General features: G+C 65.2%; 20 protein-coding genes. 12 read left to right on the forward strand and 8 right to left on the reverse strand.

The window, feature by feature from the left end:
* Positions 1-103: 103 nt before the first annotated feature.
* Positions 104-1,057 carry a hydrogen peroxide-inducible genes activator gene (locus ACOIX3_RS04545; protein ID WP_229170989.1) on the reverse strand — a complete coding sequence of 318 codons (954 nt, stop codon included), beginning with the start codon at positions 1,055-1,057 and terminating at the stop codon, positions 104-106.
* A gap of 118 nt (positions 1,058-1,175) precedes the next feature.
* On the opposite strand from ACOIX3_RS04545, the gene katG reads away from it, so the two are divergent.
* Positions 1,176-3,341, forward strand: coding sequence for a catalase/peroxidase HPI (katG, locus tag ACOIX3_RS04550; RefSeq protein WP_420968588.1), 2,166 nt, complete (start codon positions 1,176-1,178; stop codon positions 3,339-3,341).
* A 118-nt stretch (positions 3,342-3,459) separates the two neighbouring features.
* On the opposite strand, the gene ACOIX3_RS04555 is transcribed toward katG, so the two are convergent.
* From ACOIX3_RS04555 to ACOIX3_RS04565, 3 genes are all read right to left on the reverse strand, one after another.
* Complete coding sequence (locus tag ACOIX3_RS04555) at positions 3,460-3,660, reverse strand: hypothetical protein (RefSeq protein ID WP_420968590.1); 201 nt, start codon at positions 3,658-3,660, stop codon at positions 3,460-3,462.
* Between the two features lie 119 nt (positions 3,661-3,779).
* Complete coding sequence (locus ACOIX3_RS04560) at positions 3,780-4,790, reverse strand: aldo/keto reductase (protein ID WP_420968592.1); 1,011 nt, start codon at positions 4,788-4,790, stop codon at positions 3,780-3,782.
* 104 nt (positions 4,791-4,894) lie between these two features.
* The gene (locus ACOIX3_RS04565) at positions 4,895-5,320 is read right to left on the reverse strand and encodes a PaaI family thioesterase (protein ID WP_420968594.1); all 426 of its coding nucleotides are present in this window, start codon (positions 5,318-5,320) and stop codon (positions 4,895-4,897) included.
* Between the two features lie 92 nt (positions 5,321-5,412).
* Here ACOIX3_RS04565 and ACOIX3_RS04570 point away from each other — a divergent pair, with 92 nt between their 5' ends.
* Positions 5,413-6,042: an NUDIX hydrolase gene (locus ACOIX3_RS04570; protein ID WP_420968596.1), complete on the forward strand. Its 630-nt coding sequence runs from the start codon at positions 5,413-5,415 to the stop codon at positions 6,040-6,042.
* A 369-nt stretch (positions 6,043-6,411) separates the two neighbouring features.
* Positions 6,412-7,608 carry a hypothetical protein gene (locus ACOIX3_RS04575; RefSeq protein WP_420968598.1) on the forward strand — a complete coding sequence of 399 codons (1,197 nt, stop codon included), beginning with the start codon at positions 6,412-6,414 and terminating at the stop codon, positions 7,606-7,608.
* 118 nt (positions 7,609-7,726) lie between these two features.
* Here ACOIX3_RS04575 and ACOIX3_RS04580 read toward each other — a convergent pair whose 3' ends face one another.
* Positions 7,727-8,026 carry a hypothetical protein gene (locus ACOIX3_RS04580; RefSeq protein ID WP_420968600.1) on the reverse strand — a complete coding sequence of 100 codons (300 nt, stop codon included), beginning with the start codon at positions 8,024-8,026 and terminating at the stop codon, positions 7,727-7,729.
* Positions 8,027-8,232: 206 nt separating this feature from the next.
* On the opposite strand from ACOIX3_RS04580, the gene ACOIX3_RS04585 reads away from it, so the two are divergent.
* Both ACOIX3_RS04585 and ACOIX3_RS04590 read left to right on the forward strand, forming a co-directional pair.
* The gene (locus ACOIX3_RS04585; protein WP_420968602.1) at positions 8,233-8,712 is read left to right on the forward strand and encodes a hypothetical protein; all 480 of its coding nucleotides are present in this window, start codon (positions 8,233-8,235) and stop codon (positions 8,710-8,712) included.
* 19 nt (positions 8,713-8,731) lie between these two features.
* Positions 8,732-9,634, forward strand: coding sequence for an HpcH/HpaI aldolase/citrate lyase family protein (locus ACOIX3_RS04590; RefSeq protein WP_420968604.1), 903 nt, complete (start codon positions 8,732-8,734; stop codon positions 9,632-9,634).
* 14 nt (positions 9,635-9,648) lie between these two features.
* Here ACOIX3_RS04590 and ACOIX3_RS04595 read toward each other — a convergent pair whose 3' ends face one another.
* The gene (locus tag ACOIX3_RS04595) at positions 9,649-10,863 is read right to left on the reverse strand and encodes an EAL domain-containing protein (RefSeq protein ID WP_420968606.1); all 1,215 of its coding nucleotides are present in this window, start codon (positions 10,861-10,863) and stop codon (positions 9,649-9,651) included.
* A 350-nt stretch (positions 10,864-11,213) separates the two neighbouring features.
* The gene (locus tag ACOIX3_RS04600) at positions 11,214-12,500 is read right to left on the reverse strand and encodes an MFS transporter (RefSeq protein WP_420968608.1); all 1,287 of its coding nucleotides are present in this window, start codon (positions 12,498-12,500) and stop codon (positions 11,214-11,216) included.
* A 148-nt stretch (positions 12,501-12,648) separates the two neighbouring features.
* Here ACOIX3_RS04600 and ACOIX3_RS04605 point away from each other — a divergent pair, with 148 nt between their 5' ends.
* The 4 genes from ACOIX3_RS04605 to ACOIX3_RS04620 all read left to right on the forward strand — a co-directional run bounded on the left by ACOIX3_RS04605 (position 12,649) and on the right by ACOIX3_RS04620 (position 17,148).
* Entirely contained in the window at positions 12,649-13,596 is a 948-nt protein-coding gene (locus tag ACOIX3_RS04605; protein WP_420968610.1) for a TAXI family TRAP transporter solute-binding subunit, read from the forward strand.
* Between the two features lie 153 nt (positions 13,597-13,749).
* The gene (locus tag ACOIX3_RS04610; RefSeq protein WP_420968612.1) at positions 13,750-15,858 is read left to right on the forward strand and encodes a TRAP transporter permease; all 2,109 of its coding nucleotides are present in this window, start codon (positions 13,750-13,752) and stop codon (positions 15,856-15,858) included.
* A complete protein-coding gene (locus ACOIX3_RS04615) occupies positions 15,819-16,232 on the forward strand; it encodes a DUF1850 domain-containing protein (RefSeq protein WP_420968614.1) in 414 nt (137 codons plus the stop codon). Before ACOIX3_RS04610 ends, ACOIX3_RS04615 begins: the two co-directional genes overlap by 40 nt.
* A gap of 109 nt (positions 16,233-16,341) precedes the next feature.
* Positions 16,342-17,148 carry an SDR family NAD(P)-dependent oxidoreductase gene (locus tag ACOIX3_RS04620; protein ID WP_420968616.1) on the forward strand — a complete coding sequence of 269 codons (807 nt, stop codon included), beginning with the start codon at positions 16,342-16,344 and terminating at the stop codon, positions 17,146-17,148.
* 13 nt (positions 17,149-17,161) lie between these two features.
* Here the strand turns inward: ACOIX3_RS04620 and ACOIX3_RS04625 are convergent, their stop codons facing one another.
* Complete coding sequence (locus ACOIX3_RS04625) at positions 17,162-18,706, reverse strand: cation:proton antiporter (protein WP_420971972.1); 1,545 nt, start codon at positions 18,704-18,706, stop codon at positions 17,162-17,164.
* 155 nt (positions 18,707-18,861) lie between these two features.
* On the opposite strand from ACOIX3_RS04625, the gene ACOIX3_RS04630 reads away from it, so the two are divergent.
* The 3 genes from ACOIX3_RS04630 to ACOIX3_RS04640 all read left to right on the forward strand — a co-directional run bounded on the left by ACOIX3_RS04630 (position 18,862) and on the right by ACOIX3_RS04640 (position 22,247).
* A complete protein-coding gene (locus tag ACOIX3_RS04630; protein WP_420968618.1) occupies positions 18,862-19,632 on the forward strand; it encodes a hypothetical protein in 771 nt (256 codons plus the stop codon).
* A 110-nt stretch (positions 19,633-19,742) separates the two neighbouring features.
* Positions 19,743-21,650 (forward strand): propionyl-CoA synthetase, encoded by a 1,908-nt coding sequence (locus tag ACOIX3_RS04635; RefSeq protein ID WP_420968619.1) that lies wholly within the window; start codon positions 19,743-19,745, stop codon positions 21,648-21,650.
* Between the two features lie 324 nt (positions 21,651-21,974).
* Complete coding sequence (locus tag ACOIX3_RS04640; RefSeq protein ID WP_194458312.1) at positions 21,975-22,247, forward strand: hypothetical protein; 273 nt, start codon at positions 21,975-21,977, stop codon at positions 22,245-22,247.
* The last annotated feature ends 29 nt before the right edge of the window (positions 22,248-22,276 follow it).

The following is a 22,276-nucleotide window of genomic DNA, read 5'->3' on the forward strand; positions in this document are numbered from 1 at the left end:
TCGTGGTTATGGGTCCCTGCTTTCGCAGGGACGACAATTGTGAGTGTGGCGCGACCTCTGCGTCAGACACGGACGGCATCGTCTCCACCGCACCCCGAACCGATCACGCCACCTTGCGCCGCCCCGCACGCTTCGTGTCCTTCGCCCCATCCTGCTTCGGCGCGCGCAATTCCCGGGCGGCGAGCGAGACCACCTCGGCGATCTGCTGCAGCTGCGCGGCGAGCGGGCTGGTTTTGCGCCAGACCATGCCGATGGTGCGCGAGGGCTGCGGGTTCTTGAAGCGCGAGACCGTGACGGGCGCCGAGCGCGTCTCGACCGTTACGGCCATCTCAGGAATCAAGGTGACGCCGATGCCGGCGCCGACCATCTGCACCAGCGTCGACAGCGAGCTTGCATCCAGCACCTCGCGCGGCGGCGAGGATTGCATGTTGCAGAACGACAGCGCCTGGTCGCGGAAGCAATGGCCTTCCTCGAGCAGCAACAGCCGCATCTCGCGCAGCATCTCGGCGCTCGGCACCGGCGTCTTGGCATCCTCGCCCGGCCGCACCAGCAGGAAATTCTCGGAGAACAGCGCGACCTCGGTCAGCGACGGTTCATGCACCGGCAGCGCCACGATCGCGGTGTCGAGCCGGCCCTCGGCGACTTCCTTGATCAGCTTCGGCGTCAGCGTCTCGCGAACATGGATGTCGAGTTCGGGATGCAGCCGCGCCAGCGTCTCGATCACCCGCGGCAGCAGATATGGCGCAATGGTCGGGATCATGCCGACGCGCAGCCGCCCGGCAAGCTTGTCGCGCGAGGCGCGTGCGAAGTCGCCGAGCTCGTCGACCGAGCGCAGGATGTCGCGCACGCGATGCAGCAGGTCCTCACCGAAGGTCGTCAGGGTGACCTGCCGGGCATTGCGTTCGATCAGCACGCCGCCGACGGCCCGTTCCAATTCGCGGATCTGCATCGACAGCGCCGGCTGCGACACCGCGCAGGCATCCGCGGCGCGCCCGAAATGCCCGTGCTGGGCCAGCGCATCGAAATACCTCAGTTGCCGGAGTGTGACATTTATCATCAGATTATCTTATCGACGCGATCACTAAAGTCAATTTCACCTGATGGATTGGGGCGCGTAGAATCGTTCTTGGAAGAGCTCCAGCGCATTCCAGAATCCATCACCTCGGAGAAGAAACATGGACGCAAAAACCGACGACGGCGCGGGCAAATGCCCATTCACGGGCGGGCCCCGCGGGCACGCGAATCGCGACTGGTGGCCGGAGACGCTCGACGTTCAGGTGCTGCATCACAATTCCAACCTGTCCGATCCGATGGGCAAGGGCTTCGACTACGCCAAGGAATTCAAGTCCCTCGATCTCAATGCCGTGATCAAGGACCTCACGGCCCTAATGACGACGTCGCAGGAATGGTGGCCGGCTGACTTCGGCCATTACGGTGGCCTGATGATCCGCATGGCCTGGCACTCGGCGGGTACCTATCGCATCACCGACGGCCGTGGCGGCGCCGGTGCCGGTCAGCAGCGTTTCGCCCCGCTCAACAGCTGGCCTGACAACGCCAACCTCGACAAGGCGCGCCGGCTGCTGTGGCCGATCAAGCAGAAATACGGCCGCAAGATCTCCTGGGCCGACCTGATGGTCCTCGCCGGCAACGTCGCGCTGGAATCGATGGGCTTCAAGACGTTCGGTTTTGCCGGTGGCCGCGCCGACGTGTGGGAGCCGGAAGAGCTGTACTGGGGTCCGGAAGGCACCTGGCTCGGCGACGAGCGCTACAGCGGCGAGCGCCAGCTCTCCGAGCCGCTCGGCGCGGTGCAGATGGGCCTGATCTACGTCAACCCGGAAGGCCCGAACGGCAATCCGGACCCGGTTGCCGCCGCGAAGGACATCCGCGAGACGTTCTTCCGCATGGCGATGAACGACGAGGAGACGGTTGCGCTGATCGCCGGTGGCCACACCTTCGGCAAGACCCACGGTGCGGGCGATCCGTCGTTGATCGGTCCGGAGCCGGAAGGTGGCGCGATCGAGGAACAGGGCCTGGGGTGGAAGAGCAAGTTCGGCACCGGCGTCGGCGCTGACGCGATCACCGGCGGTCCCGAGGTCACCTGGACCCAGACCCCGACCAAGTGGAGCAACCACTTCTTCGAGAACCTGTTCAAGTACGAATGGGAGCTGACGAAGAGCCCGGCGGGTGCGAAGCAGTGGAAGGCAAAGGGCGCGGCGGCAGACATTCCGGACGCGTTCGATTCGTCGAAGAAGCATGTCCCGACGATGCTGACCACCGACCTGTCGCTGCGCTTCGACCCGGCCTACGAGAAGATCTCGCGCCGGTTCTACGAGCATCCGGATCAGTTCGCGGACGCCTTCGCCCGCGCCTGGTTCAAGCTCACGCACCGCGACATGGGTCCGATCGCGCGCTACCTCGGCCCGCTGGTGCCGAAGGAGACGCTGATCTGGCAGGACCCGGTGCCTGCGCTCGATCACGCCGTGATCGACGACAAGGATATCGAAGCGCTCAAGGCGAAGATCCTGGCCTCGGGTCTCTCGGTGTCCGAACTGGTGTCGACCGCGTGGGCCTCGGCCTCCACGTTCCGCGGCTCCGACAAGCGCGGCGGCGCCAACGGCGCGCGCATTCGCCTTGCTCCGCAGAAGGACTGGGATGTCAACGAGCCGGCGCAGCTCAAGGGTGTGCTGGCCAAGCTCGAAGCCATCCAGAAGGAGTTCGGCAAGAAGGTCTCGCTGGCCGATCTCATCGTGCTCGGCGGCGCGGCCGCGATCGAGAAGGCTGCGAAGGACGGCGGCACCAATGTGAAGGTCCCCTTCACGCCGGGCCGCACCGATGCGACGCAGGACCAGACCGACGTCGAATCGTTCGCTCCGCTCGAGCCGCGAGCTGACGGCTTCCGCAACTACATCAGCGGCAAGCATCAGTTCCTGCAGCCCGAGGAGGCCTTGGTCGACCGTGCGCAGCTCCTGCGGCTGACCGGACCGGAATTGACGGTCCTCGTCGGCGGCCTGCGCGTGCTCGGCGCCAACGCCAAGAAGTCGAAGCACGGCGTCTTCACCGGCAAGCCGGGGACGCTGACCAACGACTTCTTCCTCAACCTGCTCGACATGGGCACGGTGTGGAGCGATGCCGGCCAGGGCGTCTATGAAGGCCGCGACCGCAAGACCAAGGCGGTGAAGTGGACCGGCACCCGCGCCGACCTGATCTTCGGCTCGCACTCGCAGCTGCGCGCGTTCGCCGAGGTCTACGGCTCGTCGGATGCCAAGGAGCAGTTCGTGAACGACTTCGTCGCGGCCTGGGCCAAGGTGATGAACGCCGATCGCTTCGATCTCGCCAAGTAAAATTGGACGAGTAAGCGGCCGGTACGTCACGGCAATCAGGGACAGGGCGGCGCTTCGGCGCCGCCCTGTTTCATTTCGGGGACGCAATTTGGAAGAGATAAGCTTTCCGCAGCCTTGCTCAGTCGTGCAGCTTCATGTCCCGCATCATCTCCTCGAACTCCGCCTGCGTCGGAATCGCCGGCGGCGATTGCGCCGCGCTGCTCATCACGATGGGAGCATCGCATTGCGAGGCCCCGCGCGAAGGCTCGAAGATCGCGGTCAGGCTCGCCCAGCACACCAGGAGAGCCACGATCCAGTCCAGTACATTGGATGCTATCATTGCAGCACCAGCATCAGCATTTCCATGCGCTGATGGTGCAGCCGACGCGGCGTTTGCGCAATTCGGAAGCTACGAAACGTGACTTCGGCGTGGCCGAGCGGAATGCCGAAGCCTGGACGCTATCCGGTCCGCGCGCGGCGCCCTTCGATCGGATAGGCCGGATCGTTGAAGCCCGGCGTCGAGGGATGGCCGGCCACGACGAGGCGGTCGATCAGGGCTTCGTCCTCGGCGGTGAAGCGGTAGTCGAGCGCGCGGATGTAGTCGTCCCATTGCGCTTCGGTGCGCGGTCCCGCAATGACCGCGCTGACGAACGACGAGTTCAGCACCCACGACACCGCGAACTGTCCGGCGGTGATGCCGCGGCTCTCGGCGTGACGCTTGATCTCCTGCGCGAGTTGCAGCGATTCCGGCCGCCACTCGGTCTGCATCATCCGCTTGTCGTTGCGGCCGGCGCGGGTGTCGGCGGGCGGTGCGTCATCGGGTGCGTATTTGCCGGTCAGCACGCCGCGGGCCAGCGGGCTGTAGGGCACGATGCCGAGGCCGTAATAAGCGCAGGCCGGGAAATGCTCGACCTCCGGCATCCGGTTCATCGCATTGTAATAGGGTTGGCTCGCGACGGGACGGTCGATGCCGAGTCGGTCGCAGATGTTGCAGATCTCGGCGACGCGCCAGGCGCGGTAGTTGGAGACGCCGAAATAGCGCACCTTGCCGGCGCGGATCAGGTCGCCCATCGCGCGCACGGTCTCGTCGAGCGGCGTCGTGTGGTCTTCCTTGTGCAGGTAGTAGACGTCGATGTAGTCGGTGCCGAGCCGCTTCAGGCTTTCGTCTGCGGCCTGGAGCACCCAGCGCCGCGACAGCCCGCCATGGTTCGGATCGTCGCCGATCGGATTGGCGAGCTTGGTCGCGAGCACCCAGTTCGAACGGGCGTTGGAGATCGCGCGGCCGACGACCTCCTCGGATTTGCCGCCATTATAGGCGTCGGCGCTGTCGATGAAGTTGATGCCGGCCTCGCGCGCCTTCGCCGCGATCCGCGACGAGGTCGCCTCGTCGGTCGGTCCGCCGAACATCATGGTGCCGAGGCAAATCGGCGAGACCTTCAGGCCGCTGCGGCCGAGTTGGCGATATTGCATCGGGCTTTCCTTTCCTGTTGTCATTCCGGGGCGATGCGCAGCATCGAACCCGGAATCTCGAGATTCCGGGTCTGGTCCTTCGGACCATCCCGGAATGACAAGGATCAACTCTCGTTCTTCAGGATCTTGAACACGCCGTTGGCCATCGCGATGCAGCGCTTGTCGACGGTGACCTCAGTCGTGATGAAGATCAGGCTGCGGGTCGAGCGCACCACGCGCGGACGCGTCGTCAGGATCTCGCCGATCTTGCCGGCCTCGACGAAATGGGTGTCGAGCTGCACCGTCGCAAGCGTCGGCTTGCCTGAGACGAAGCGTGCGGCCATGCCGCAGGCGCGGTCGGCGAAGGTCATGATCACGCCGCCCTGCACGAGGCCACGGCGATTGTGGTGCTTGTCCTCGGTGATCAGCGCGAGCTCGAGCGCGCCGTCCTTCAGCCGCTCCCACAACGGGCCGATCAGCGTCAGGAAACCCGTGGTGTCGGCGATCTTCCAGCCGTCGGATTTGAGTTTGTCCGCGGCCTTGGCCGTCATGAGGAGGGATCCCTTGCTTGCAAATGATTGATCGCAGGAGGCATGTCGTTCCGCTCATTTCATCAAACGCTGTTGTGTTGTAGTCAAGCTCCATGGCCCGCACATTTGACGATGCCACCCGGCGGAATATCGCAGAGCTCTGCGCCGCGTTCGCGCGCCTCGCGCCGGCCGACGCCGCGCCGACGCTGAAGCGCGCCGCGGTCGCGATCGCGCTGACCGAGGGTGATGACAACAGCAGCACCGCCTTCCTGCTGACCCGCCGCAGCGCGCGCCTGCGCGCCCACGCCGCGCAATGGGCGCTGCCCGGTGGACGCTGCGACGCCGGCGAGACCCAGCCCCAGGCCGCACTGCGCGAACTGCACGAGGAGCTTGGCCTCGCGCTGTCCGAACGCGATGTGCTCGGCATGCTCGACGACTATCCGACGCGATCCGGCTATCTGATCACGCCGGTCGTGGTCTGGGCCGGTGCGCATGCGCCGATCACGCCGAACCCGGACGAGGTCGCGTCCGTCCATCGCATCGGCCTCGACGCAATCGAGCTCGACGATGCGTTCAGCTTCGTCACGATTCCCGAGAGCGCGCGGCGCGTGATCCGCTTCCGGCTCGGTGGTCAGCAGATACATGCGCCGACCGCCGCGTTGATCTATCAGTTCCGTGAGGTGCTCGCCGGCCGCAACACCCGCGTCGCCGATCTCGAGCAGCCGGTATTCGCATGGAAGTAGGCCGCAACGATGCGGCTATTTGTGACGCCGCTTGCGGGCGTTCATCTTCATTACCGTGCCTTGGGCAACAGGCGAATGCGCTGCGGTCGCGGGTTCCGGCGGCGCCCGCGACACATTCTCGTAACAAGAGAGCCGTGAGCGCGTATCCGGAAACGACCCGCAATCCGGACGCTCGGCGTGCGCAGGTGCGGCGAGCGTCAACGCGCCGGCGGTGGCGAGCCAGAGTGCCATTCTCATCGCAATCTCCACAGCTTTGCTCCGAGAACACCGCATTGTGGCGAAAATTCTGGACCTGATCGCGGCATCCGGCCGCTTGCGCTCCGGACATTTCCGGGCTGACTTCGCGGCGGCGCTTGCTACAACGAGGCCATGCGCCCGCAACTGATTCGCCTCGTTCCTGGATTTGTCGCGCTCGCGCTCGCCGCCAGCGCGCCGTCGGTATCGGCCGGCGAGGCCGATGCGTTGCCGCCGTCCGTCGCCAATGCGATGGCGCAGGCCTCCCCGCAGGCGATCATGGAGTATCGCCGCAAGCTGCAGGAATATCAGGCAGCGCGCGACGCCTTCGAGCAGGACGCCACCGCCTATTGGAGCGCGATCGCCGACAAGCGGCGCGGCCGCAACGCCAAGCGCCGCGACCGCGTGCAGATCACGCTCGACGACTACGTGCTGCAACAGCCGCCGGTCTACGAGGGTCCGAAGCGGCCGGTCAATCCGGCGCCGGAAGAAGAGGGCGGCAAGCCGCCGCGTCCGCCCAAAACCATTCCGGTGGTCTCGGATCTCGTCAGGGCGGCGGCCGAACAATTCCAGTTCACGCCGCAGCGGCCGTCGAGCGAGGTGGAGTTCAAGCGCGCCTATGCTCGCTACGCGCGTGCCGCGGGGCTGACGCCGGAGCAGGCGGTGCGGGTCTATTCGTTCGAGACCGGCGGCACCGGCAATTACGACGTACAGGCGGGCATCGAGCATGGCGGCAAGCGCGCCATCTCCACTGCGATGGGCTACAACCAGCTGCTCACCACCAACACCGTCGAGCTCCTGGCCGAACAGGGCCATGAATTCGTCCGGGACCTGACTGCGCGGGTGGCGGCGACGCAGGGGCCGGCGCGCAAGGCCATGGAGCACAAGCTCGCGGTGCTGAAGAAGATGGTTGCGTTCACGCTGACCGTGCCCGACGACTGGTCGGCGCATCAGCGCCTCGCCGATACGCCGCAGGGCTGGGCCTGTCACGCCATGGTGCTCGACATCGATATCGGCCCGATGCTGCAGACCCACAAGCTGCTGACCTCGGTGATCTTTGCCCGCAACAAGGGCTACACGAGGCCGCTGACCGCGGCCGAACTCGAGATGATGAACCTGACCGGCGACGGCACCGGGCTCGACATGGTGACCATGCCGCAGGCGATGCGCGAGCAGGTGCCGACCACGAATTTCTTCCAGCGCTCCGGCTACGAACGCAATCCGGTCGCGATCCGTCACAACACCGTGGCCAAGCTGCTCGCCATCACCAACGAGCGGATGGATTTCAACAGCAACAAGCCCGGCGCACGAGAATTGGCCGCGGCGTTCTGAGGTCTGCCGAAGACGTCAGAGCATCGTCGGTTCTGATTGAATCAGAACCGAAGCTCCAGACCCTTCTCTTGACGCGTTTTCTTCACGCGAACCGGCGTCCACGTCGCTCGAAAGCGCTCTAGTTCGAGCCGAACATGAACTTGCCGTCGCCCTCGAGATAGGGCCCGGAGCGCATGTAGAGCTGGCCGTTGTGGCCGATGAAGAACAGCGTCCCCTTCGGCACCTTCTTGGCGCCCTTCAGCAGCGTGTTGGCATTGCTGGTCCCCATCTTGTAGGTCCAGGTCTTGCCGTCCTTGTCATAGGCGTAGCCCATGTCGGTCTTCAGCTCCCAGGGCGCAGCCTCCTGCGCGAATGCGCATGTCGTCAGCGCGGCAAACGCCGCAGTCGCAATAAAGGTCTTGGTCAAAAAATGCGTCATGATCCACCTCCGGCCGAGAAAAACGGCGTCGTCCCCACGTTCTTGAACAAATCACGAACAGCATTTGCGCGTCAATACGACAATCGGCGCGACCGCTATCGTCCACCGGCGACTTTGTGATTTCCCGCATCAAGCTTGGCGACTATCTTCGCGTTACCGTTTACAAACGCCTCGATTGGCGGAAACACTACCTGGGGGTGATCGCGATGATCCACGTCATGAAGATCGGTATCGGTGTCGCTCTGTCGTTCATGGCGCTGGCGTCAGTCGCGCAGGCGGACGAGTTCAAGCTCTCCAACAACCAGCGGATCTCCTGCAGCCGCGGCCTGTCGGCCGGCAAGCTCAACACGTCGACCTGCAAGTCCTACGCCTACCTGTTCAACGCCAAGACCTCCGAATACTTCCGCTGCCAGGTCTCGCTGGCGCTGACGCGGGACAACAAGGAGGTCATCAACGTGCAGGCCGACGGCGGCTGCACCAAGAAGCCGCGCATCTTCGAGACCGACGGCAATTACACGTTCGACGCCACCGAGACCGAGCCGCCGAACACCAATTCGTTCTTCGGTCCGGGCGGCTATGCGATCTGGGCCAGCGATACCAACACCCAGAAGATCCGCGGCTGCATCACCATCTCGTCCGGTCTCGGCTCGGACATCTCGAAATGCCTCGACATGACGTTTCAGTGACGGCTGGGCGGGCCGCGTGATGCGCAAGCTGCGCCCGGCCCCGCTGTGCCGCTCCTGGCTGTTTCTCGAAGGCGCCAACGAGGCGGTTCTGCAGAACGCGGCCGCCAGCGGCGCCGACGTGCTGATCCACGAGCTCGAGGACTTCACTCCGCCGCCGCTGCGCCCGAAGGCGCGGGCGCTGGCGGCCGAGCTCTACGCGGCTTGGCGCGACCAGGGCGTGGTGGTCGCGGTCCGCGTCAATCCGTTGGACCAGGACGGCATGGACGATCTTGCCGCCGTGATGCGCGGCCATCCTGACATCGTCGCGCTGCCGAAGGTCGCCGAGCCGCACCATGTCGCGAGACTCGACGAGGCGGTGACACGGTTCGAGCGCGACAATGGCATCGCCGAGGGATCGACGTCGCTGTTGCCGAACATCGAGTTCGCGCGCGGCCTGGTGCAGACCGGCGCGATCGCGGCGGCGAGCCGGCGCACCATCGGTTGTCTGATGGCCGCCGAAGACCTCGCCGCCGATCTTGGCGCCGAGCGCGGCAGCGATGGCCTGGAGCTCGCTTACGCGCGGCAGCGCTTCATTGTCGAATGTCGCGCGGCCAATGTCGTCGCGGTCGACTGTCCCTACACCTGGAGCGATGCTGCGGGCGTCGAGCGCGACACGATCTGGGCGCGACGGCTGGGTTACACCGCAAAGAGCCTGGTCGATCCAACGCATGCCGCCATCGTCAACGGCGTGCTCACGCCGAGCGAAGATGAGTTGCGCCAGGCGGGCAGGATCGTAGCTGCGTTCGAAGCGGCGCGGGCACAGGGCCTCGGGCGTGTCGAACTTGACGGCTCGCTGCTCGAAGTCCCGACCTATTCCAACGCAAAGCGCCTGATCGCGCGCGGCGAAGCGCTGCGCGCGATCGATCGCGACGCTGGAGCCTGACCGGAGGCCATGCCTCAGGACGCGGGTTGTTTCTCCGAGAAGTGCATGCGCGAGCGGGCGAACTTCTTGACGCCCATCGGCTTGCCGAACAGGTAGCCCTGGACCTGATCGAAATCCATCTCATGCGCGGCGAGGAAGTCCGCGCGCGTCTCGACCCCCTGCGCAATAACCTGCGCGCCGGCGTCGTGTGCGAGCTCGACGATACGCCGGCACACCGTCTGCTTCAGGCGCTGATCCGCGCATCCGGTGACGTATTGATGATCGACCTTCAGCTGGACGAACGGAAAGTTCGGCAATCCCAGCAAGGATGGCCAGTTCGCGCCGACATTGTCGATCGAGATGCCGATATTGTGCAGGCGAACGCGCCGGGCGACATCGATCGCCAGGTCGAGATTGTCGACCACCTCGGTGCTGTCGATCTCGATCAGCAGGCCGGCGAAGGCGGCATGATCCGGAATTCGGTAGCAAAGTTCGCGCACTGCGTGATCGTCGGCGAGAAACGAGATCGGCAGGTTGATCGAGAGATCGACCGGTCCGATCTGTTCGAGCAGATAGCGCCAGTCCTCGATCGCGCGCTCGATCACGAACTCGGACAGCGCATGAAAATGCGGATCGCTTTCGTCGGGGATGAAGTAGGCAGGCGGCACGACGCCCCATGCGGGATGGCGCATCCGGATCAGCGCCTCTGCGCCGCTCGGAACCAAGGTCCGGAGATGAATTTTCTGCTGATACCACAGCTCGAGCCAGCCGGCCTTCAGCGCTTCGGGCACATCCACTGCCGGGCTCGGTGCGGGCTCGAGCGGCATCAATGACGCAAGACTGTCACGAAGGGTTCCGGCGCTGAACGGGGTGGAGAGCGCCGGCAGCATGGCGATACCGTACTCATCGCCGATCTGCCGGACCGCTTTGACGATGATGGAGTCCGGCTGGCCGATGACGAGGACCTTGCCGCCGTAGTCCTTTCTCACCAAAGTCTCGAGAATTTTACTGACTTCGATGCCGTCCACGGACACGCCGAGCACCAGAAGATCGGGCCGTTCCGCGTCCAGCACGGTGTCGAGTTCCAAAGCCTGGCCGCATTCGCTGGTGATGAAGCCGAGGTCTTCCAGCGCCTCTGCGAGGAAGGTCCGAAGGTGTTTTTTGCTGTCCGCAATGCATGCGCGTGGGGTCAGCTTGCGATGTCCGAACCAGCCGGCTCGCGTTTGTCCGATGTGACTGATGTGGTTCATGCCCCGCCTTATCCGTAATTACCCCGGCCTGACTCGTACATCCATGAGCGGCGGCAATCATGGAAATTTCTGGTTCATACATTGATTGGTTCGCTAACCTTAAAGGATTCAATTCGACTCAAATGATCGCGGAATCGCCACGTCTTGCCGCAGTTTCAGGCGCAACAAATGCGTCATCTGGCGTTCATGAGAGCAATCGCGTCTGACTGTGCACCGCACCGGAAACGTTGCGTGCGTGTGTCATCGCGAGACGACGTTAATGACTGTGGTGTCGGGTCGATGCCGAAGCGGAATTGCACCATTGTCGGACATCAAATCGAGTTGCCGCCGCGCACCAACCGCGAATCAGATCATCCGTTCTGCGATGCCAATGCAGTTGTGCGTGATGTCGTCGTGGGCGTTCGCAATGTCTCCGGCATCAACGCGCAGTAGCCGATCAGCCCGGCACAGGCGACGGCCGCAAGGAACAAGAATGCGGCGCTGTAGCCGGCGTGAACGATGATAAACCCGGCGACCGCCGTGCTCAGCGCGCCGCCGATGCCGGTTGCGGTGGCGATCGCGCCCTGGCTGACGTTGAAATGCCCGGTGCCGTGCGTGAGATCGGCGACGACGAGCGGGAACAGCGCGCCGAAGATTCCGGCGCCGATGCCGTCGAGCAATTGCACCGACACCAGCCAGTACGGGTTGTCCGACAACGGATAGAGCGCGCCGCGAATAGCGAGCACCGCGAGCGCCACGGCAAAGATCGGCTTGCGGCCCCAGACGTCGGCCTTGCGCCCGACCAGCATCGCAACCGGCACCATCACCAGCTGCGCCGCGATAATGCAGACCGACATCAGCGATGTCCCGAGGTTGCGGTTGACCAATGCGAGCTTCTGTCCGACCAGCGGCAGCATCGCGGCATTGGCAAAATGAAAGATCACGGTCGCGGCCGCGAAGATCAGCAGCGGCTTGCAGGTCAGCAGCACGCGAAAGCCGGATGGCCGGTCATGCAGCGTGCCGTGCTCCTCCGCGATATCGTCGAGCCCGCGCGCGACCTGATGATCGATGGCGGCGGGTGGGATCGAGAGCGTCGCGGCGACGCTGGCGAGCGCCATTGCCGCGAGCAGCCAGAACACGACGACGGGACCGAACCAGTAGGCGGTGCCGCCGGCGATCGCCGCGGCCACCGCGTTGCCGGCATGATTGAAGGCCTCGTTGCGGCCGGTCCGCGCCGCGAACGCCTTGGGGCCGACAATGCCGAGCGTCACCGCGGCGATCGCCGGCGCGAACACCGAGCCCGAGGCGGCCGCAAGCGCCTGGGTCGCGGCGACCAGCGCGAAGTGGTCGAGCAGCGGCAGCAGCAGGCAGGCGGCGGTCACGGCGAGCGCGGCTGCGATCATCAAGGTGCGCTTGGCGCGGCTGCGGTCGATCAGGGCACCGGCCGGTGTCTGGGCGACGATCCCGGCGATCGCCGCGATCGACATCACCGACCCGATCGAGGCCTCGTCCCATCTCCGTTCGGTTAGGAGGTAGATCGCAAGATAAGGGCCGAGCCCGTCCCGCACGTCGGCGAGGAAGAAGTTCAACGCATCAAGCGCGTGCTCAACGGGCGTCCCGGACGGCTGCAAGTGATACCTCGCGGCGAGATTGCGCACCTCAACCCGCTCGCAGGCACAGGGTTCCTGCGCAGGTAAAGTGGTGCTGTTATCAGGGATTTTCGGCCCTGCATGCGTCATTTGGATGGGTTGACCCGGCAGGGGTGTGCGGCCAATTTCCGGCCCGGCTTAGGGGAGAATAATACTCATGAATTCAAGGTTGATGGCTGCCGCGATCGTGGCCGCCAGTGTTTTGTCCGCGCCTGTCGCACAGGCCCAGCAGTTCATTAACGTGCTCACCGGCGGCACCTCGGGCGTCTACTATCCGCTCGGCGTCGCGATCGGGAAGATCTACGGCGACAAGATCCCCGATGTGAAGACCCAGGTGCAGGCGACCAAGGCCTCGGTGGAGAACCTGGTGCTGCTGCAGCAGGGCCGCGGCGAGATCGCTTTCACGCTCGGCGATTCGCTGAAAGCCGCCTGGGAAGGCGACGCCGAAGCCGGCTTCAAGAACAAGCTCGACAAGCTGCGCACCATCGGCGCGATCTATCCGAACTACATCCAGATCGTCGCCACCGCCGAAAGCGGCATCAAGACGCTCGCCGATCTCAAGGGCAAGAGCCTGTCGGTCGGCGCGCCGAAGTCCGGCACCGAGCTCAACTCGCGCGCGATCCTCGCGGCCGCCGGCATGAGCTACAAGGATCTCGGCAAGGTCGAGTATCTGCCGTTCGCCGAATCGGTCGACCTGATGAAGAACCGCCAGCTCAACGCCACGCTGCAGTCCGCCGGCCTCGGCGTGGCCTCGCTGAAGGACCTCTCGACCTCCAGCGAGATCACCGTGGTTGCCGTGCCGAAGGAGACCGTCGACAAGATCGGCCCGCCCTTCGTCTCCGTGATCATTCCGGCCAACACCTATACCGGCCAGGACAAGGACGTGCCGACCGCGGCGGTCGTGAACTACCTCGTCACCTCGAGCGCGGTGTCGGACGATCTGGCCTATCAGATGACCAAGCTGATCTACGAATCGCTGCCGGAGCTTGCCAATGCCCACGCCGCGGGCAAGGAGATCAAGCTGGCGGCCGCTGCGACCGGCAGCCCGGTGCCGCTGCATCCCGGCGCGATCCGCTATTACAAGGAAAAGGGCTTGATCAAGTAGGGCCAGCTACGTTTCGAGGTGTCATGGCCGGGCTCGACCCGGCCATCCATCCTCTAAGGACATTATTTTGCGATGGATGCGCGGGTCAGGCCCGCGCATGACGATTTGGCCAAGGTGCTATAAGCGTCGCGGGCACGGCGGGGGACTAATCATATGCAGCAGCAAATTGCGGGCGAGCAGCCCATCAAGGTTGAATTCGACAATTTCGAGCACGGCTTTCCGGAGGGCTTCGGCCCGGGCAACTGGGGGCGTCTGGCCTATGCCATCGGTCTCGCCTTCGCGGTGTTCCAGCTCTACGTCGCGGCCTTCAATTATCTGCCGAGCCAGGTGGTGCGCGGCGTCCATGTCGGCTTCCTGATCCTGCTGACCTTCGGCCTGATCGGCAATTTCACCGCCAAGACCGATTTCGGCCGCGCAGTGAGCTGGATCGTCGGCGCGAGCGGCTTCCTCTGCGGGCTCTATCAGTGGATCTTCTATGCCGACCTGATCGCCCGCGACGGCGATCCGACCCACATGGATCTTGCGGTCGGCACGCTGCTCGCGATCCTGATCTTCGAGGGTACGCGGCGGCTGATGGGGGCGGCGCTGCCGCTGATGTGCGGCGCCTGTCTGCTCTACTGGTTCTTCGGACAATATCTGCCGTCGCCGTTCAACCATCGCGGCTATGATTTCGACCAGATCGTCACTCATCTCTCGTTCGGCACCGAAGGCTTCTACGGCGTGCCGATCTACGTGTCCGCGACCTACATCTTCCTGTTCATCCTGTTCGGCTCGTTCCTGGAGCGCGCGGGGATGATCCAGCTGTTCACCGACGTCTCGCTCGGCCTGTTCGGCCGCACCCGTGGCGGACCGGCGAAGGTGGCGGTGTTCGCCTCGGGCATGATGGGCACGATCTCCGGCTCCGGCGTCGCCAACGTCGTGACCGTCGGCCAGTTCACGATTCCCTTGATGATCAAGTTCGGCTACCGCCGCGCGTTCGCCGCCGGTGTCGAGGCCACCGCCTCGATGGGCGGCCAGATCATGCCGCCGGTGATGGGCGCGGTCGCCTTCATCATGGCCGAGACGCTCGGCGTGCCCTATTCGGAGATCGTCAAGGCCGCCGTGATTCCGGCGATCCTGTATTTCGCCTCGGCGTTCTGGATGGTGCATCTGGAAGCCGGCAAGCATGGCCTCGTCGGCATGAAGCGCTCGGAAATCCCGAGCGCCTGGAAGGCACTCGTCGCCCGCTGGTATCTCGTGTTGCCGCTCGCAGCGCTGGTCTACATGCTGTTCGAAGGCTTCACGCCGCTCTATGCCGGCAGCATGGGGCTCGCATTGACGGTCGCGCTGATCCTCGGCGCCAGCATCACGCTCGGCTTCTCCAACACCGTCGTGCGCTACATCTTCTGGATCGGCCTCGCGCTGGTGGTTGCCGCAGTCTCACGCCACGGGCTCGAGATCGTTCCGGTGGCCAGCGTCGTCGTTGGTCTGATGGTCATCGCTGCGATCACGCGCGGCGGCCGCGCCACGCTCCGAGCCTGCCGCGACTCGCTCGCCGACAGCGCCAAGTCGGCGCTGACCGTCGGCATGGCCTGCGCCATCGTCGGCACCATCATCGGGATGATGACACAGACCGGTGTCGGCACCATCTTCGGCAGCTGGATCATCGGGCTCGGCGCCAAGAGCCTGTTCCTGGCGCTGATCATGACGATGCTGCTGTCGATCCTGCTCGGCACCGGCATCCCAACGATCCCGACCTACATCATCACCGCGGCGCTCGCCGCACCTGCGCTGGCCAAGCTCGGCGTGCCGCTGATCGCAAGCCACATGTTCGCGTTCTACTACGGCATCATGGCCGACCTCTCGCCGCCGGTCGCGCTCGCGGCGCTGGCGGCGGCGCCGATCGCCAAGGAGAATCCGGACAAGATCGGCTGGGAGGCGATGCGGATCGCGCTTGCCGGCTACGTCATCCCCTTCATCTTCGTCTATTCGCCGGCGCTGATGCTGCAAGGCAATGATCCGATGGCCGTGCAACTCGGGTTCTATGGCGCGGTCGCGCTGGCGACCTTCAAGGCGCTGGTGGCGATCGGGTTGTTCGGCATCGTCGCGATCGGCTTCCTGTTCACGCGGCTGACCCTGATCGAGATCGTGGTCGCCTTCGGCGCCGCGCTCTGCCTGCTCGGCGATTTCCGGTTCTCCGATACGGCGGGCTTCACGCTCGCGGCGGCTGTCGTGCTGTGGCAATGGCGGCAGCGTCCGCGCGATGTGGTGGCGGCGGCTTGAGCCTCTGCCTCGCATCCGCCGGTGTCGTGAAGGCGCTGTCGATTGCGGCGTTCACGCTTAGCTGGACGCATTCGATCGAGAAGACCGCCTGGCAGGAAGACTGGCAGGTCACGCCGGCCGGGCTGACGCTGCAACAGGCGCGCATCAGGGGCACTGGCGCCGGCATGGAGCCGCCGCCGGAGGCGCGCCTCGTCGATGGCTGGTTTGAATGGTCGCCGCAGCCGGTGCCCAGGGTGGAAGTCGTGCTCGGCAATTCCGGCGCCGCGGGCGAATGGCACCTGTGCGAGGCGGGACGCTGCCAGACGCTATCGGAGATTTTCGGCCATCCGATCGGTGCTAATGTCACGACGATGAGTGTGTGCCGCGATCCGTAGCCCGGATGGAGCGCCAGCGTAATCCGAGGCCAGTATTCCCGGATTGCGCTTCGCTTCATCCGGGCTACGGATTACGTCAGGCTGCAAGAACAACAAGGGAGAACAGGCGATGGATCGGCTCAAGGGCAAGGTCGCGATGGTGGTCGGCGCGGGCTCGATCGGGCCCGGCTGGGGCAATGGCAAGGCGACCGCCGTGACCTTCGCGCGCGAGGGTGCCAGCGTGTTCTGCGTCGATCGCAACGGCGCGGCGGCCGAGGAGACGGTCAAGATCATCACCGACGAGGGCGGCAAGGCGGCCGCATTCACTGCAGATGTCTCGCGCGCGAGCGAGGTCGAGGCGATGGTCGCAGCCTGCCTGAAGGCCTATGGCCGCATCGACGTGCTCGACAACAATGTCGGCATCGCCGAGGTCGGCAGCGTGGTGGAGGTCGCGGAAGCCGACTGGGACCGCGTCTTCGCGGTCAACCTCAAGAGCGCCTATCTGTCGATGAAGCATGTCATTCCGGTCATGATCAAGCAGGGCGGCGGCTCGATCATCAACATCTCCTCGATCGCCTCGATCCGCCATGTCGGCATTTCCTATGTCAGCTACAACGCGAGCAAGGCGGCGATGAACCAGATGACGCGCTCGACCGCGGTCGAGTTCGCCTCCAAGCATGTGCGCGTCAACGCGATCCTGCCGGGATTGATGAAGACGCCGATGGTCGAACACTCGGCGGGGCTGGCGCAGAGTTACGCCAAGGGCGATGTCGAGGCGATGTGGCGTGCCCGCGACGCGCAGGTGCCGATGGGACACATGGGTGACGCTTGGGACGTTGCCAATGCCGCGCTGTTCCTTGCGTCGGACGAATCGAAATATGTCACAGGCATCGAGCTCGTGGTCGACGGCGGCATCACTTCGAAGTCGGGCGCCTGAGGAGCCAGGAGTATCACGCCTCGACGCTGAGCTCGGCGCGGTCGAGCTCTTCCTCGACCAGATGGAAGGCATCGTCGCCGATGGTCTCGCTGCGCCGCAGCTTGAGCAGCGCCTGACGCGCGGCCGCGATGGCGCGGCGGCGGATCGGATCCGACGGCAGCTCGCGTGAGGTCAGGCCGCCGTCGGGGTCGTTCTCCGCACGCATGAGCACGGCGCGATATTCGAGCCGGAGGATCTCGGCTTCTTCCGACGGATCGGCGTCGATCTCCTCGAGCGCGGCGCGGAATACCACGCTGCGGGCATGGGCCGCCTCGCGTCCGACCGGATCGTCGTCATCGAAATTGAGCGCCAGGATCAGCGGCCGCAAGGTCAGTCCCTGGATCACGAGCGAGCCCAACACCACGGCAAACGCCGTCAGCAGGATCAGGTCTCGGTACGGAAACCATTCAGGCAGTGCAAACGCGGCGGCGAGCGTGACGATGCCGCGCATGCCGCACCACGATACGATGAAGCCGCGCTTCAGGGTCGGCACGGCCTCCACCACATGGGCGGGCAGCCAATTGCGTGCCTTCAGCAGGCGCAGCAGCGCGCCGTAGGGCATCACCCAGAGGATGCGGGCGAGGATCACGACGGCGAGGATCGCGGCGGCAAAGCTGCAATATTTCCACCGCACCTCGTCGTCGAGTTCGGACCAGATCGGGCGCAGTTGCAGGCCGATCAGCATGAAGGCGAGCACGTTGAGCACGAACACGACGGTCTCCCACACTGCATAGGACGACACGCGCAGCCGTGCCGAGGTGCGGGCCGGCGCGGTGCGGGCGATGGTGATCGCATAGGCGATGATGGTCAGGATACCGGACAGGCCGAGATGCTCGGCGACGATCCACACCATGAAGGTGCCGCCGAATTGCGTGATGATCGCGCTCGGCGCCTCGGTGATGCGGCGGGTGATCATCATCCAGACCCGCGCGAACAGGTAGCCGGCGGCGAGGCTGCCGACCAGCGCAACCGTGATCGACGGCACGAACTCGCGGATCTTCATGTGCTCGGCGGCGACCAGGCCGACCGCGACGCGATAGATCAACAGCGAAGTGGCATCGTTGAGCAGGCTTTCGCCCTCGAGGATCTTCTGGATCCGGTAGGGCAGGTTGACCTGGCGCAGGATCGCGGTGGCCGCGGCCGCGTCGGGCGGCGCCACGATGGCGCCGAGCGCGATTGCGACCGGCCAGGGCATGTCCGGGCGCAGCCAGCGCGCGACCACGGCGACCGCCGCCGTCGTGACGCCGACCGCGACCACCACTAGCGTCGAGACCGGCAGCCAGTTGTTGCGGAGATCGCGCAGCGAGGTGTCGTAGGCGGCATCGAGCAGCACTGGTGCCACGAACAGCGCCAGCGCCAGTTTCGGTTCCAGTGCCCAGGTCGGGGCCCATGGCAGCAGGGTCAGCAGCACGCCGCCGAGCGCAAGAAAGGTCGGGTAGGGCACCTTGATCCGCCGCGCCAGCGCCGACAGCGCCACCGCTGCGAGCAACAGGCCGATGATCCATTCGAATGTCAGCAAGGCGAACCCCCAAATGCGGCTCAACGCGCGGCTCCGAGTGCAGCCGATCGTCGCAATTGACGTATAATCCAGCGTGTGGTTTGGCGGCAATCGCGTCGCCGGACTTCGGGGGCCGGCGGTTCAGGCGCAGGAGGGATGTCTTGTCGGCGATCGGAATGCGACGCAGCTCTGCAAATCTGGCCGTAATGCTTGTCTGCGTTGGCTTGCCGCTCGCGCTGATATCAGGCGTTGCACGGGCGACCAGCAGTGAACCCGGCAAGGACGTGCAGGCCGATGCCGGACCCTGCATCGCCGCGGCTGCGGCGGCGGATGACGACAAGACCGTCGATGCTTGCGGCGCGCTGATCGACAATGAGAAGACGGCCAAGCCGGATCGAATCAAGGCGCTGCTGGCGCGCGCGAGCGCCTATGACCGCAAGCAGATGATCGACCGCGCGATCGCGGATTACGACACCGTGCTCGGGCTCGATCCGTCGCTTGCCGACGCCCACAATGCGCGCGGCGAGCTGTGGCGCCGCAAGGGCGACCGGCCGAAGGCGATCATGGATTTTGGCGCCGCCGTCAAGCTCAACCCCGATCACGCCGCTGCCAAGGCCAACTACAAGTCGTTGTCGCTGGAGCTGGAACGGATCGGCGCCATGATGGCGGTGGCAGGCAAGCCGAGCTTCGATTGCCGCAAGGCACGCCGGCCGGTGGAGAAGGCGATCTGCGCCAATCCCGCGCTCGCCGATCTCGATCGCGAGATCGGCGCATCGACCTTCCGCACGGTGCGCGAGGCGCAGGACCCGCGCCAGGCGCGCGAGCTGCAGCGCGCGCAGGATCAGTTCATCGCCCGCCGCAACGCCGAATTCGGCAAGCCGGACTATGACCTGCAAAAGGCAATGCGCGAGCGGCTGCAGCGGATCAACGGGGTCGACGGTTATTAGCCGGGCTCCGCCGGCCCGGCCGAAGGTCGCGGTCATTTCGGCTTGAAACGGCGCCGCTTCCCGTGACAATGGTCGGCAAATGACGCGCGACCGCGCGAGGGAGAAACGCGATGAACATCCAGCAGAGCCGGTATCATGAGGTGTATGCCCGCTCGCTTCGAGACCCCGAGGGCTTTTGGGCGGAAGCGGCGCGCGAGATCGATTGGATCGAGCCGGCCAAAAAGATCTACGATCCCTCCGTGGGCGCCTACGGACGCTGGTTCGCCGGCGCCGTGGTCAACACCTGCTACAACGCGCTGGATCGCCACGTCGCCGGCGGCCGCGCCGACCAGGTCGCGCTGATCCACGATTCCCCGCTCACCAACACGATCACCAAATTCACCTATTCCGAGCTGCTGAAGGAAGTGCAGACGCTGGCCGCGGTGATGCAGGATTTCGGCGTGGCCAAGGGCGATCGCGTCATCCTCTATATGCCGATGGTGCCGGAGGCCGTCGTCGCGATGCTCGCCTGCGCGCGGATCGGCGCGGTGCACAGCGTGGTATTCGGCGGCTTCGCGGCCAAGGAGCTGGCGACCCGCATAGACGACGCCAAGCCGAAGCTGATCTTCTCGGCGAGCTGCGGCCTCGAGCCCGGGCGTATCGTGCAGTACAAGCCGCTGCTCGACGAAGCGATCCGCCTCGCCGGCGCCAAGCCGGACACCTGCATCATCCTGCAACGGCCGCAGCAGGCCTGCGAGCTCACCGCGGGCCGCGACCACGACTGGGCAACGTTGCGCCGCGCCGCGTTCGACGCCGGCAAGGCCGCGCCCTGCGTGCCGGTCGCCGCGACCGATCCGCTCTACATCCTCTACACCTCGGGCACGACCGGAATCCCGAAGGGCGTGGTGCGCGACAATGGCGGGCATCTGGTCGCGCTGAAATGGTCGATGCACAATCTCTACGGCGTAAAGCCCGGCGAGATCTGGTGGTGCGGCTCCGACATCGGCTGGGTGGTCGGCCACTCCTACATCGTCTATGGCCCGCTGATCCACGGCGCGACCACGATCATGTATGAAGGCAAGCCGGTCGGTACGCCGGATGCCGGCGCGTTCTGGCGCGTGATCTCAGAGCACAAGGCGGTCGCCTTCTTCACCGCGCCGACCGCATTCCGTGCGATCAAGAAGGAAGACCCCGAAGGCAAGCTGCTGAGGAGCTACGATCTCTCGCGCTTCCGCACGCTGTTTCTCGCCGGCGAGCGCGCCGATCCGCCGACGGTGGAATGGGCGGAGCAGCAGCTCAAGGTGCCGGTCATCGATCACTGGTGGCAGACCGAGACCGGCTGGTGCATTGCCGGCAATCCGGTGGGGCTCGGCCAGTTGCCGGTCAAGCATGGTTCGCCGACCGTGCCGATGCCCGGCTATCAGGTCGACATCGTTGACGAGGCGGCGAAACCGGTCCCTGCGGGCACCATGGGCTCGATCGTGATCAAGCTGCCGATGCCGCCGGCCTGCCTGCCGACGCTGTGGCAGCAGGACGATCGCTTCAGGGACGCCTATCTCACGGAATTCCCCGGCTACTACAAGACCTCGGATGCAGGCTACAAGGATGCGGACGGCTATGTCTGGGTGATGGGCCGCACCGACGACATCATCAATGTCGCCGGCCATCGGCTCTCCACCGGCGGCATGGAGGAGATCCTCGCCTCGCATCCCGATGTCGCCGAATGCGCCGTGCTCGGCGTCAAGGATGCGGTCAAGGGCGAGGTGCCCTGCGGCTTCCTGGTGCTGAAGGCCGGCGTGACCAAGGCGCCGGATCAGGTCGAGAAGGAGGTGGTGGCGCTGGTGCGCGAGAAGCTCGGCCCGGTCGCGGCATTCAAGCTCGCCATCACGGTGGCGCGGCTGCCGAAGACCCGCTCCGGCAAGATCCTGCGCGGCACCATCAAGAAGATCGCCGACGGTGAGCCCTGGACCATGCCCGCGACGATTGAGGACCCCAAGGTGCTCGACGAAATCGGCGAGGCGCTGAAGGGCAAGGCGTAGGTTGCCCGTTGTGCCATCGGCGCGCTGCCGAGAGAGTGCGTTGCTCGGCACCCCTCTCCCCACCCTCTCCCACAAGGGGAGAGGGAGCCTTACCAGCGTACTCACCTGACGTAAGGTAGCCACCGGGCGGCAGGGTTCCCTCTCCCCTTGCGGGAGAGGGTTAGGGAGAGGGGCGGCCCCGGGCGAGATGGTTGATGTACGCGCCATCGTGCAATCGGGCCGCGCACCCTCGAAACCCATCGGAAGCAAAATGGCCTTGATTTTGATGGATTGCCGGGTCATCCCGGCCTTCCCTGTCATATGCCACGAGATACGGACCACCGGATGCGATCCATTTCCGCACGCGCGCCTCTCGCTCTGCTGCTCGCACTGCCGCTGCTGGCAGGCTGTCTCGAGCGCGGCCGATCGCCGATCGCGGAGAGCATGGGTGACGACGATCAGTACTGCCAGGCTGGCGGCAAGGTGGCGGTCGGCTCGCCCGAATATGTCGCCTGCCGCAAGGATCGCGACGTCCAGCGCCAGAACGCCGAAGCCCGCACCGACCGGCGGCAGCGCGATCTCGGCGAATACATGATGAACAATCCAGACCGCCACTAGGCGCGCTGGCTACTGCCCGGCCGGTCGGG

The sequence above is a fragment of the Bradyrhizobium sp. B120 genome, assembly GCF_049075665.1.
Lineage (GTDB): Bacteria > Pseudomonadota > Alphaproteobacteria > Rhizobiales > Xanthobacteraceae > Bradyrhizobium.